This is a genomic window from Kitasatospora sp. NPDC090308 (assembly GCF_044769485.1).
Classification (GTDB): Bacteria; Actinomycetota; Actinomycetes; order Streptomycetales; family Streptomycetaceae; genus Kitasatospora; species Kitasatospora fiedleri.
Genome location: NZ_JBIVXY010000013.1, coordinates 104,630 through 117,037 on the forward strand (window position 1 = coordinate 104,630; position 12,408 = coordinate 117,037).

Sequence of the window (12,408 nt, forward strand, 5' to 3'; positions counted from 1 at the left end):
GTCTAGGGCTCCGGGTCGGCGCGCACGGCGTACGGGACGAAGGTGCTGGTGTGCTCGTCGGCGGCGAGGGTGCGGCCGATGGCGGGGGCGGAGCGCTGCGGGCAGGCGGGGCGGTCGCAGACCTTGCAGCCGAGGCCGATGGGGGTGGCGCCGGACTCGTCCGCGAGGTCGAGCCCGGCGGAGTAGACCAGGCGGTGGGCGTGCCGGACCTCGCAGCCCAGGCCGACGGCGAAGGTCTTGCCGGGGCGTCCCCAGCCGCCGGGTGAGCGGGTGACGGCGCGGGCGGTCCACAGGTAGCGGCGGCCGTCGGGCATCGCGGCGACCTGGACGTGCACCCGGCCGGGGGCGGCGAAGGCGTCGTAGACGTTCCACAGCGGGCAGGTGCCGCCGGTGCGGGAGAAGTGGAACGGCGTGGCGGACTGCCGTTTGGAGACGTTCCCGGCCCGGTCGACGCGGACGAAGGAGAACGGCACCCCGCGCAGGCCGGGGCGCTGGAGGGTGGACAGGCGGTGGCAGACCGTCTCGTAGCCGACGCCGAAGTGGTCGGCGAGGTGCTCGATGTCGTAGCGGGAGCGTTCGGCCTCGGTGTGGAACGCCCGGTAGGGCAGCACGAGGGCGGCGGCGAAGTGGTTGGCGAGGCCGATCCGGGTGAGCGCGAAGGCGGTGGAACCCTCGGGGCTGTCCTGGGCGGCGAGTTCGGACAGCAGCGCGTCGTGTTCCAGGTAGGCGAGCTGGGTGGCCATCCGGAACGCCTGCTGGCCGGGGCGCAGCCGGTCGGCCAGGTGCAGGGTGCGGGTCCGCCCGTCGTAGTGGTGCAGTTGCTCGCCGCCGGTGGCGATCCGGACCAGGTGACCGTCGGCGAGGCGGGCGGCCAGGGCCTCCCGGACCCGGCCGGGCCGCACGCCGATCCGCTCGGCCGACCGCTCGGCCGCGGTGTCGAGGGCGTGCAGGTAGTTCTGCCGGCGGTAGAAGAACTCGCGGACCTGTTCGTGCGGGGTGCGGGCGTCGGCCGGGGCGCCCCGGTCGCCGGCCAGGACGGCGAGCTGCTCGGCGGTGTCCCGGCGGCCCCGGGCCAGGTCGGTGAGCAGCCGGGCCACGGCGGGCAGGCGGGTGGCGACCTCGTCGAGTTCGCCGGGGGTGATCCGGCGGGCCGCGATCTCCTCGCCGAGGGCGTCGCGCAGTTCGGCGGTGAGCCGGGCCCGGTCGGGCGGGGCGAAGTAGCCGGCCTCGACGCCGAACGCCTCGGTGAGGCGCAGCAGGACGGGGACGGTGAGCGGGCGGGCGTCGTGCTCCAGCTGGTTGAGGTAGCTGGGGGAGAGTTCGAGGAGTCGGGCGAGGGCGGCCTGGCTGAGGCCGCGCTCCTCGCGCAGCCGGCGCAACCGGGCGCCGGCGAACGCCTTTCCCATGGGTCACTCCCCCGTCCCGGCCGGGCCGTCCGTCGGCCGCTCGTCGGCTTCTCGTCGGCTCCTCGTCGGCCGCCGTCGGCCGCTCGTCGGCTCCTCGGTGCGGGAGCCTAGCCGGGAGGGCCGTCCGGCGGTCTTCGCAGGCTTCGCCGATCCGCCCGGAAGGCTTCGCAGAACGTGGCACCGGTCCACCGGTGACGGCGGTGGAGCGCGGTGGAAGAGTCGGTGCCGCGGCCGGAAGGCGCAGTGAGCAGTCGCGAACCACCAGGTCAGTCACCGTGGTTCGGGCTGTCCGGGCCACCACGTCCCGCGGTGCCACGCCGCTGCCCGGCGTCGGCCGGCCGCCCGCCCGCCTCGCGGTGAGAGGTGTCTCACATCCTTCGCAACCCATCTCTGGAGCCGGATCACCATGACCCAGTCGGTTCGACAGCAGCAGGAGCACCAGGCGGCCGCGCTCGAAGCCCGGTGGGCGTCCGATCCCCGCTGGGCGGGCATCGAGCGCACGTACACCGCCGAGGACGTGGTGCGCCTGTCGGGTTCGGTGCGCGAGGAGCACACCCTGGCCCGGCGCGGGGCCGAGCGGCTGTGGCGGCAGCTGCGCGAGCGCGACTACGTGCACGCGTTGGGCGCGCTGACGGGCGGTCAGGCCGTGCAGATGGTCAAGGGCGGGCTGGAGGCGGTCTACCTGTCGGGCTGGCAGGTCGCGGCGGACGCCAACCAGGCCGGGCAGACCTACCCCGACCAGAGCCTGTACCCGGCGAACTCGGTGCCGCAGGTGGTGCGCCGGATCAACAACGCGCTGCTGCGCGCCGACCAGATCGACACCGCCGAGGGCAACGGGGGCCCGGACTGGCTGGTGCCGATCGTCGCGGACGCCGAGGCGGGCTTCGGCGGCCCGCTGAACGCATTCGAGCTGACCAAGGGCATGATCGCGGCCGGCGCCGCAGGCGTCCACTTCGAGGACCAGCTGGCGTCCGAGAAGAAGTGCGGCCACCTGGGCGGCAAGGTCCTCGTGCCGACCGCCCAGCACGTGCGCACCCTGAACGCGGCCCGGCTGGCCGCCGACATCGCCGATGTGCCGACCTTGGTCGTGGCCCGCACCGACGCGCTGGCCGCGAACCTGCTGACCAGTGACGTGGACGAGCGCGACGCCCGGTTCTGCACCGGGGAGCGCACCGCAGAGGGCTTCTACCGGGTCGAGCCCGGCATGGCCCCGGTCATCTCGCGCGGCCTGGCGTTCGCCCCGTACGCGGACCTGCTCTGGGTGGAGACCGGCACCCCGGACCTCGCCCAGGCGCGGGAGTTCGCGGAGGCGGTCAAGGCGCAGTACCCGGACAAGATGCTGGCGTACAACTGCTCGCCGTCGTTCAACTGGAAGGCCGCGCTGGACGACGACCAGATCGCCACGTTCCAGCGGGAACTGGGGGCGATGGGCTACCGCTTCCAGTTCATCACGCTGGCGGGCTTCCACGCCCTGAACCACTCGATGTTCCAGCTGGCCCGCGGCTACGCCGAGCACGGCATGACCGCCTACGTCGAGCTCCAGGAGGCCGAGTTCGCCGCCGCCCCGGACGGCTACACGGCCGTGCGGCACCAGCGCGAGGTCGGCACCGGCTACTTCGACCTGGTCTCCACCGCGCTCAATCCGGACGCCGAGACGCTGGCGCTGACCGGCTCCACCGAGGCCGAGCAGTTCCACTGAGCCGCCCCGCGACGGTCGCCCCGGCCCGGCCCGGGGGCTCCACGGCCGCCGCCCGCCCCGCCCGGGGCCTCGTTGAGGGACGAGGCCCCGGGCCCTCACTCCCCCGCTTCCCGCCGACTGCCCCTGGAGTACCGGATGAGCCCGACCAGCCGCACCGAGACCGCCGCCGAGACCGGGATCGAGGTGCTCGGCGAGCACGAGGACCGCTTCGAGGAGGTCCTCACCCCCGCCGCCCTGGCCTTCGTGGCCCGCCTGCACGAGCTCTTCGCCGGCCGCCGCACCGCCCTGCTCGCCGAACGCGCCCGCCGCGCGGCCGAGTTGGCGAACGGCGGCACACTGGACTTCCGCCCGGAGACGGCCGCCGTCCGGGCCGACGACAGCTGGCGGGTGGCTGGCGCCGGGCCCGGCCTGACCGACCGCCGGGTGGAGATCACCGGCCCGCCCGAACGCCGGATGGCCGTCAACGCGCTCAACTCCGGCGCGAAGGTGTGGCTGGCGGACTTCGAGGACGCCACCTCCCCCACCTGGCACAACCTGGTCACCGGCCAGCTCAACCTGATCGACGCCCTCGACCGGCGGATCGACGACACCACCCCGGAGGGCAAGCGCTACCGGATCGGCGACGCCCCCGCCACCATCGTGGTCCGCCCGCGCGGCTGGCACCTGGACGAGCACCACCTGCTGATCGGCGGGCGCCCCGCCGTCGGCGCGCTGGTCGACTTCGGCCTCCACCTGTTCCACTGCGGGCGGCGGCAGATCGACCGCGGCCACGGCCCGTACTTCTACCTCCCCAAGCTGGAGAACCACCTGGAGGCCCGGCTCTGGAACGAGGTCTTCACCCACGCCCAGGCCGCCCTCGGCATCCCGCACGGCACGATCCGCGCCACCGTGCTGATCGAGACCGTCACCGCCGCCTTCGAGATGGACGAGATCCTCTACGAACTGCGCGATCACGCCGCCGGATTGAACGCCGGGCGATGGGACTACCTGTTCTCACTGATCAAGAACTTCGCCCAGGCCGGGCCCCGGTTCGTCCTGCCGGACCGGGCCACCCTCACCATGACCCAGCCCTTCCTGCGCGCCTACACCGACCTGCTGGTGCGCACCTGCCACCGGCGCGGCGCCCATGCGATCGGCGGGATGGCCGCGGCGATCCCGCAGCGCGACCCCGCCGCCAACGAGGCCGCGCTGACCCGGGTGCGGATCGACAAGGAGCGCGAGGCCGGCGACGGCTTCGACGGCTCCTGGGTCGCCCACCCCGCGCTGGTCGACACCTGCCGCACCGCCTTCGACGCCGTCCTCGGCGCCCGCCCGCACCAGCTCGACCGCACCCGCGAGGACGTCCACGTCACCGCCGCCGACCTGCTCGCCGTCCACCGCCTGACCGCCGGCCTGCCGACCGAGCAGGGCCTGCGCGCCAACGTCGCCGTCGCGCTGCGCTACCTGACGGCCTGGCTGGGCGGCACCGGCGCGGTCGCGGTGTTCGGGCTGATGGAGGACGTCGCCACCGCCGAGATCGCCCGCTGCCAGCTCTGGCAGTGGCAGCACCACCGCACCCGGCTCACCGGCGGCTCGCTCGCCACCCCGGACACCGTCCGGCGCCTGATCGACCTCGAACGGGCCGCGCTGCTCGCCGAGGGCGCCGACCCGGCCCGGCTCGACGACGCGGTGCGGGTCCTGGAGGAGACCGCCCTGGGCACCGAGCTGCCCGCCTTCCTCACCACCGCCGCCTACGCCCGCCACCTGGTGCGCACCGCCGCCCCGGCGGCCTGAACCCGAAGGGCCCTCCGCATGAACGACATCCGCCGGGTCGCCGTCGTCGGCGCCGGACAGATGGGCTCCGGCATCGCCGAGGTCTTCGCCCGCGCCGGACTCGACACCGTCGTCTGCGAGCACGGGCCGCAGGCGCTGCGGGCCGCCCGCCGCCGCATCGACCGCTCGCTGCACCGGGCCGTCGAACGCGGCCGGATCGGCGAGGAGCAGCGCACCGACGCCTGGGCGCACCTGCTGTTCGCCGACGACCTCGACGCCCTGGCCGACCGGCAGCTCGTCGTCGAGGCGGTCGTCGAGGACGAGCGGGCCAAGGCCGGGGTGCTGGGCGTCCTGGACAAGGTGCTGGCCGCCGAGGACGCCGTGCTGGCCGCCAACACCTCGGCCATCCCGGTCACCCGGCTCGGCATCGCCACCGGACGTGCCCCGTACGTCCTGGGCCTGCACTTCTTCAACCCCGCGCCGGTGATGCCACTGGTCGAGCTGGTCCCCTCGCTGCACACCGCGCCGGCCGTCCTGGACCGGGTGGAGACCTTCGCCCGGGACGTGCTGGGCAAGCACGTCGTCCGCTCCCGCGACCGGGCCGGATTCGTCGTCAACGCCCTGCTGGTCCCCTACCTGCTCTCGGCGATCCGGATGGCCGAGGCCGGCCACGCGGACGCCGCGGACATCGACACCGCCATGGTGCACGGCTGCGCCCACCCGATGGGCCCGCTCGCCCTGGCCGACCTGATCGGCCTGGACACCGTCGAGGCCATCGCCCGCTCCCTGTACGACGAGTACAAGGAGCCGCTGTACGCCCCGCCCCCGCTGCTGTCCCGGATGGTCGAGGCCGGGCTGCTCGGCCGCAAGAGCGGCCGGGGCTTCCACCCGCACCCGGCGGGGTGACCCGGCGGGCCCCGCCGGTGCCGGGACCGCGGTCGCGGGGGAGGTCGGTCACCGGCGGGGCCGCTCCGCCGGGGCGGACGCGGCCGGGGCGGACGGGGCAGTGGACGGGACCGGGGCTTCGAACGAGACCGGGGCTTCGAAGGCGGCGCGGCGGGCGGCCCGGCGGAGGACGGCGAGGACGGCCGGGCCGGCGACCAGGACGGCCAGGCCGGTGGTGACGGCGCGTCCGGTGTCCCAGCCGAGCGAGGTGGCCAGGTCGAAGAGCAGGTAGCGGTGCCACTGCTCGGTGAACGGCAGGCCGGGCAGGTAGGCGATCGAGCTGTGCGGGTCGAGGGAGAAGGGCCAGAACGAGAGGTTCAGCAGCAGGCCGAACAGGTAGCCGGACAGCGCCCCGTACCCGGCGAGCAGCAGCACCTCGGCCCGGCCGCGCAGCCGGGGCAGCAGACCGGCGAGCAGGCCGACGAACGCGCAGCCGAACATCTGGTAGGGCATCCACGGGCCGACGCCGCCGGTGAGCAGCGCGGACGCGAACAGCGAGGTGCAGCCCAGGGTGAAGCCGAAGCCGGGGCCGAAGACCCGCCCGGCCAGGACGAGCAGGAAGAAGACGGTCTCCACGCCCGCCGTGCCCGCCCCGAGCGGGCGCAGGCCCGCGTTGACGGCGGACAGCACGCCGAGCATGGCCAGCGCCTTGGCGTCGATGCCGCCGGAGGCGATCTCGGAGACCACGACGGCGAGGACCAGGACCAGGAGCGCGCCGAAGATCAGCGGCGGCGCGTACGCGGACCCGAACCGTCCCGGTGCGACGACGAACGGCCAGGTGAAGGCCACCAGGCCGACGAAGGCGGCCAGCGCGACCACGAGGCGGGCCCGGCCGGGCATCCGGACGGCGACCCGGGCGGCGCTCACCGGGCGGCCCGCGCGGCGTCGAGGGCCAGGCCGACCTGGCGGACGGTCAGGTAGGGCAGCGGGGCGAGGATCTTGGCGGTCTGCGGGGCGAAGGTGGGCGAGGCGGTGATCACCTCGGCGGTGGGGCCGTCGGCGACGGTCTCGCCCTCGGCCATGACCACCACCCGGTCGGCCGCCGCGGCGACGAACTCCACGTCGTGGGTGGACACCACGACGGCGTGCCCCTCGGCCGCGAGCCGGTCGACCACGCCGATCAGGGCCTCCTTCGCCCGGTAGTCCAGGCCCCGGGTCGGCTCGTCGAGCAGGACGACCCGGGGGGCGGCGGCGAGTTGGACCGCCAGCACGAGGGCGAGCTTCTGGCCCTCGGAGAGGTCGCGGGGGTGGATGCCGTCGGGGACGCCGGGGGCGAGGCGGTCCAGGATCGCGCGGGTGCCCGGCCCGGGGGCGGCGTCCCGGTCGCTCTGGGCGAGTTCGGCCCCCACGGTGTCCAGGTAGAGCAGGTCGGTCGGGGTCTGCGGGACGAGCCCGACCAGCCGTCGCGCCTCGGCGGCGGAGACCCGCCGGGGGTCGACGGGCTTCCCGCCGGACGCGCCGGTCGTGCCGACGGTGCCGGCCTGGCGCGGCCCCGAACCCTGCAACGCCCACAGCAGCGAGGACTTGCCGGAGCCGTTGCGTCCCATCAGCGCGGTGACCTCGCCCGCCCGCAGGTCGAGGCTCACCTCGCGGACGGCGACCACCGGGCCGTGGCGCACGACGATCCGCTCGGCGGTGAGCACCGTCCCGCCCACGGCTCCGGTGCGACGCGGCGGCGGGACGGGGTGCGCGGCCAGTTCCCCGCGCAGCGGGGCGGCGGCCCGGCGGGCGTCGCGCACCGAGAGCGGCAGCGGGCGCCAACCGGCCAGCCGCCCGAGGTCGACGACCGGCGGGGCGATCGCGGTGTCCCGGAAGACCTCGGCCGGGAGGCCGTCGCGGACGGTGCCGTCGCCGGGCAGGTACACCACCCGGTCCGCGTACTGGACGACCCGCTCCAGCCGGTGCTCGGCCAGCAGCACGGTGACGCCGAGGTCGTGCACCAGCCGGGTGACGGCGGCCAGCACCTCCTCGGCGGCGGTCGGGTCGAGCGCCGAGGTCGGCTCGTCCAGCACCAGGACGCGCGGGTGCGCGGTGAGCACCGCGCCGATCGCGACCCGCTGCTGCTGGCCGCCGGAGAGTTCGTGCAGCGCCCGGTGCCGCAGCTCGGCCAGGCCGAGCAGGTCGAGCGTCTCCTCGACGCGCTTGCGCATCACCTCCGGCGGGACGGCCAACTGCTCCATCGCGTAGGCGAGTTCCTCCTCCACCGTGTCGGTGGTGAACCCGGCCGGCGGGTCCTGGCCCACCACGCCGACCACGTCGGCGAGTTCGCGCGGCGGGTGGTGCGCGGTGTCCCGGCCGCCGACCGTCACCCGGCCGTGCAGGGTGCCGCCGGTGAAGTGCGGCACCAGGCCGTTCACCGCGCCCAGCAGCGTCGACTTTCCGGCGCCCGTCCGGCCCACCACCAGGCACAACTCGCCTTCCGGGATGGTCAGTTCGACGTCCCGCAGGACCGGCTCGGACGCGCCGTGGTACACCACGGAGACCCGGTCGAAGCTGATCACTTGGCCACCTCGGGGTGCGTGCGGTCGATGTCGGTGGAGGGATCGGCGCTGCGCGGCCCGGACGGGGCGGCGGGGGCCGGACGCCGACCGGGCGGCGGGGAGAGCACCCCGGCCGCGGCGGCGATCAGCAGGGCCAGCACGGGAACGGCCGGCAGGGTGGGCCAACTCAGCGGGTAGAGCGAGGGGTTGAGGTCGGTGGCGTCGTAGCCGACCGTGACGCACAGCAGGACGGCAGCAGCCACCCCGCAACCGGCCACGCCCCACTCGGCACCCCGCCACGGGTCCGGCCGGTAGGTGGTGCGCCGCACCCGGCGACCGCCCAGCGCCAGGCCCGCCACGCAGAGCGCCGACCCGGCCGCCAGCGCGGGCAGGCCCAGCCAGGCCGGGGCCGTCCCGTCCAGCAGCCCGTACATGCCGGTGCACAGGCCGCCCATGCCGAGCAGCATCAGCGCCCCGGTGAGGCGGCGGGACGCCCTGGTGGCGGTGCCGGAACGGCCGTAGCCGCGCGAGTCCATCGCGGCGGCCAGCCGCAGCGAGCGCTCCAGCGCGTCCTCCAGCACCGGGACGACGATGCCGCGCAGGGCGCGAACTCCCTTGCTCCGCCCGGCCCGCAGCCGCCGGGCCCGCACCACGCGCTGCACGCTCTGCACCAGCTGGGGCGCGACGCTGAGCGCGACGGTGACGGCGACGCCCAGTTCGTACAGCGCGCCCGGCAGGACGCGCAGGGCGCGCTTGGGGTTGGCCAGGGTGTTGGCCGCGCCGATGCAGCACAGCAGGCAGGCCAGCCGCAGCCCGTCGGTGGCGGCGGACAGCACGGCCTCCAGCGAGACCGGGCCGCCGATCCGGATGCCCGCGTACCAGGCGGGGGTGGGGAGGTGCGGCAGGGTGAGGATCAGGTGGTCGTCCGGGGTGACGCCGGTGGCGAAGACGCAGCGGAAGGCCACCCGGATCGCCACCACGGTCAGCGCCAGCCACAGGTAGTACGTGAAGCCGCGCGCCCAGGGCGCCTCGGTCCGGCGGGCGGTGACGACGTGGCCGAGCACGGCGAGCACCAGGAACAGCAGCAGCGGGTTGGTGGTGCGGCTGGCGGCGGTGGCCATGGCGAGCGCCCAGATCCACCACGCGAACGGGTGCAGGTCGCGCGGGATACGGCCGCGCGGGATACGGCGGTCGCCCGGTACGCCGCCGGGACCGGCCGGGTCGAGCTTCGGCACCGGATCACTCCGCCCGTCGGCGTCGGCGCAGCGCGGTGACCGCCGTGGCGGCACCGAGGGCGACCACGAGGGCGGCGCCGGTGACCGCGGGGGCGATCGAACCGGAGGAGGGGTGCGGGGCGTCGGCCGCGGGTGCGGCGTCCACCGCGACGGGTCGGCCGCTCTCCGCCGAGGGGGCCCCGGAGGGCGGCGGAGGCGAGTCGGCGGGCGGCCGGGGCGCGGCGGCGCTGTCCGGGGCGGTGGCTGACGGCGCGGCAGGACTCGCCTGGGCCCCCGGCTGCTCGGCGCCGGGCCCGTCGGCGGACGGCCGGGAGGCGGCCGTCCCGCCGCCCGACGTCCCGCCGGTCCCGGTCCCGTTTCCGGTCCCGCCGCCCGTACTGCCGCCCCCGGTACTACCGCCCCCGCTGCTGCCGCCGGCCACGGGCGGGGTCGGCTCGGGGGCGGCGGTCCGGGTGGTGCCGCCGGGGGCGGTGTTGTGGGCGCGGACGGTGTCGGGCGAGAAGGCCGGGCGGCCCTCGGTGCCGTCGAGGTCGGTGCCGCCGAAGATCCACAGGTCGACGCTGCCCGGCGCCGGGTGGTGGCTCATCGCCCCCAACTGGCTGTAGGACCAGGTGTTCTGCCCCGGGTCGGCGTGCCAGTACGACCAGTACGCGGTGGCGGGCGGGGTGAGGACGCACTTCTCCTGGGCCGGGGTCGGGTACTGCGTGCCGCCCTGGTGGCCGCTGTAGCCGATCCGGCAGATGAAGGCCGGGCCGTCGTGCTGGGTGCCGGTGGTCTTCCAGCCGCCCTGGTTGAGCAGCTGGTAGCCGGTGGTCGGCGTGGTGCCGCAGGAGCGCAGCAGCGGACCGCCCCAGTGGCTGAAGTCGACCGCCAGCACCACGCCCGAGGTGGTGGTGCACTGCTCGATCGGCAGCGCCGTGGCGGCGGCCGGGGTCGCCCCCGGCCCCGAGCCGACCAGGGCGAGGGCGGCGCAGACGGACGCGGCGCGCGCGGCGAGGCGGCGGATCACCGGTGCCTGCCCGCGGCCGGGGCGTTGCGCCGGCGGGTGGCGACCAGGACGGCACCGCCCGCGGCGGCGAACAGCAGGCCGGGAACGGCCAGTTCCAGGACGTCGGTACCGGTGAAGGCCAGCCCGTCCGGGCCGGTGCCGCCCGCCGGGACGCCGGTGCCCACCGGGAGGCCGCCCGCGCCGGTGCCGGTGCCGGTGCCGGACGAGGGGACCTCGGAGACCGGAACCGACCCGGACGGGCGCTCAGGCGTCGAGGACGACGGCGACGGCGACGGCGACAGCGACGACGGGGACGGGGACGCGGACGCCGATTCCGACGGCGATGCCGGTCCCGAGCGGGACGGCGACGGCGACGGCGAGCCGGTCGGCGCGGTGCCGTCGAGGTCGCGGTGGAGCGTCCCGAAGGAGAGGCCGGTCGCGCCGCCGAGCGCCTGGGTGGAGGCCCGGACGTCGGAGCCCTGCTGTCCGGTGGAGGCGACGTTGAAGCCGCCGTCGGCGTTCTGCTCGGCCGCGAGGAACTCGACGGCCCTGGCGATCCGTTCGGCGTAGGCGGACTGGCGGAGCGTCAGCCCCTGGGCGGCGAGGGCGGCGGAGTTGGTCGAGTCGCCGGCCGCACCGGGGAAGCCGCCGTCCGGGAGCTGCTGGGCGGCCAGCCAGGCCAGGCCCCGGTCGACGGCCCGGGCCGCCTCTTCGCCGGGGACGAGCGCGAGCGCCATGACGGCCATCGCGGTGCTGTCCACGTCGGAGTCGCCGGAGGCGGGGATCAGGCTGGGCCAGGAGCCGTCGGCGGCCTGGAGGCCCTTCAGGTAGGCGACGGGCGCGGCGGCGTGCTCGGTGTCGTCGGCTCTCAACTGGGCCAGGATGCCGAGCGACTGGGAGAAGACCGAGGTGGCCCAGAGGTAATTGCCCTGCGCGGCGCAGCCGTTGTCGGTGTCGGCGTGGTCGCAGACGGCCTGGTCGAGGGCGGCGATCAGGTCGTGGCCGCCGAAGGCGCGCGGGTCGCGGCCGACGATCTCGGCGAGCAGCGCCTCCTTGCCGACGGAGCCGCCGCCGACGTACTCGGTGCCGACGGCCGTCCAGTCGTTGACGGTGCGTTCGCTGCCGTCCTTGCCCTGCCGGTCGAGGAAGTCGACGATGCGGCGCAGCGCCGCGTCGTCGGTGCCGGTGGCGGCGAGCGCGTAGGCGGCGTCGACGGTGAGGCCGAAGTCGGCGAACCCGGAGTCGGGGAAGGCCTCGTAGTAGTGCCCGTCCAGCAGGCGGACGGGGTCGGTGAGGTAGGCGCCGCCCTTGGCGAGGTCGGGCGTCCGGCCGGGCCGGGGGCTCGGCGTGGCCGGGCCGGGGATCGCCTGTTCGGTGGCGACCGGGTCGGAGTCGTGGGTCCACTCGTCGGGGGCGAAGCCGGCGTCCGCGTTCTGCCGGGCGACGGCCTGCGGAGCGTCGGCGCAGGGCTCCTCGGCCGGGGTCGGGTACTGGGCGCCGTTGCCGAAGGTGCTGCTGCCGAGGCGGCAGACGGAGGCGGGGCCGTCGTGCCGGGTGCCGGTGGTGGTGGACCCGGCGTTGTGCAGCGGGTTCGTGCCGGTGGCGGGGTGGGCGTCGCAGCCGCGCACGGCGCCGCCGTCCCAGTGGCCGGAGTCGACGGCGACGATCGCGCCGGTGGTGGCCGTGCAGTCCTCGATCGGGTCGGCCGCGGCCCGACCGGGTTGGCCGAGGACGAGCGTGGCGCCGGCGGTGACCGCGAGGGCGGAGGTGAGGGCCAGGGCCGTCCGCCGCCGGCCTCCGCGGCCGTGGCTCGTAAGCGTGTTGCTGACCCTCACCGGCGACTCTCCCCGTGGTAGGCCGAGGCGGGAGTACGGCGGCGTGGCAGCCGGGCCCGGAGGGGGAA

9 protein-coding genes are annotated in these 12,408 nt (G+C 75.9%); 3 read left to right on the forward strand and 6 right to left on the reverse strand.

Annotated elements, in window-relative coordinates; genetic code table 11:
- Positions 1-2: 2 nt before the first annotated feature.
- Entirely contained in the window at positions 3-1,406 is a 1,404-nt protein-coding gene (locus ACIQVD_RS25985) for a short-chain fatty acyl-CoA regulator family protein (RefSeq protein WP_400680729.1), read from the reverse strand.
- A gap of 406 nt (positions 1,407-1,812) precedes the next feature.
- Here ACIQVD_RS25985 and aceA point away from each other — a divergent pair, with 406 nt between their 5' ends.
- The 3 genes from aceA (at position 1,813) to ACIQVD_RS26000 (ending at position 5,763) form a co-directional block, all read left to right on the forward strand.
- Entirely contained in the window at positions 1,813-3,105 is a 1,293-nt protein-coding gene (gene aceA / locus ACIQVD_RS25990) for an isocitrate lyase (protein ID WP_402291871.1), read from the forward strand.
- 135 nt (positions 3,106-3,240) lie between these two features.
- A complete protein-coding gene (gene aceB / locus ACIQVD_RS25995; protein WP_402291872.1) occupies positions 3,241-4,878 on the forward strand; it encodes a malate synthase A in 1,638 nt (545 codons plus the stop codon).
- Between the two features lie 18 nt (positions 4,879-4,896).
- Positions 4,897-5,763 (forward strand): 3-hydroxybutyryl-CoA dehydrogenase, encoded by an 867-nt coding sequence (locus ACIQVD_RS26000; protein WP_402291873.1) that lies wholly within the window; start codon positions 4,897-4,899, stop codon positions 5,761-5,763.
- Between the two features lie 48 nt (positions 5,764-5,811).
- Here the strand turns inward: ACIQVD_RS26000 and ACIQVD_RS26005 are convergent, their stop codons facing one another.
- The 5 genes from ACIQVD_RS26005 to ACIQVD_RS26025 are packed head-to-tail and all read right to left on the reverse strand — an operon-like array spanning position 5,812 to position 12,340.
- Positions 5,812-6,642, reverse strand: coding sequence for an ECF transporter S component (locus tag ACIQVD_RS26005; RefSeq protein ID WP_400681558.1), 831 nt, complete (start codon positions 6,640-6,642; stop codon positions 5,812-5,814).
- 23 nt (positions 6,643-6,665) lie between these two features.
- Positions 6,666-8,303 (reverse strand): ABC transporter ATP-binding protein, encoded by a 1,638-nt coding sequence (locus tag ACIQVD_RS26010; protein ID WP_402291874.1) that lies wholly within the window; start codon positions 8,301-8,303, stop codon positions 6,666-6,668.
- Positions 8,300-9,466, reverse strand: coding sequence for an energy-coupling factor transporter transmembrane component T (locus ACIQVD_RS26015; RefSeq protein ID WP_400681555.1), 1,167 nt, complete (start codon positions 9,464-9,466; stop codon positions 8,300-8,302). The genes ACIQVD_RS26010 and ACIQVD_RS26015 overlap by 4 nt, the downstream gene beginning before the upstream one ends.
- Positions 9,467-9,521: 55 nt before the next feature.
- A complete protein-coding gene (locus ACIQVD_RS26020) occupies positions 9,522-10,526 on the reverse strand; it encodes a hypothetical protein (protein WP_402291875.1) in 1,005 nt (334 codons plus the stop codon).
- Positions 10,523-12,340, reverse strand: a complete 1,818-nt coding sequence (locus ACIQVD_RS26025) for a prenyltransferase/squalene oxidase repeat-containing protein (protein ID WP_402291876.1) — start codon at positions 12,338-12,340, stop codon at positions 10,523-10,525. Before ACIQVD_RS26025 ends, ACIQVD_RS26020 begins: the two co-directional genes overlap by 4 nt.
- Between the last annotated feature and the right edge of the window lie 68 nt (positions 12,341-12,408).

Bases quoted from the DNA above. Each gene is read 5' to 3' on its own strand.
- ACIQVD_RS25985 (WP_400680729.1), bottom strand. From the start codon at position 1,406: ATGGGAAAGGCGTTCGCCGGCGCCCGGTTGCGCCGGCTGCGCGAGGAG.
- aceA (WP_402291871.1), top strand. From the start codon at position 1,813: ATGACCCAGTCGGTTCGACAGCAGCAGGAGCACCAGGCGGCCGCGCTC.
- aceB (WP_402291872.1), top strand. From the start codon at position 3,241: ATGAGCCCGACCAGCCGCACCGAGACCGCCGCCGAGACCGGGATCGAG.
- ACIQVD_RS26000 (WP_402291873.1), top strand. From the start codon at position 4,897: ATGAACGACATCCGCCGGGTCGCCGTCGTCGGCGCCGGACAGATGGGC.
- ACIQVD_RS26005 (WP_400681558.1), bottom strand. From the start codon at position 6,642: ATGCCCGGCCGGGCCCGCCTCGTGGTCGCGCTGGCCGCCTTCGTCGGC.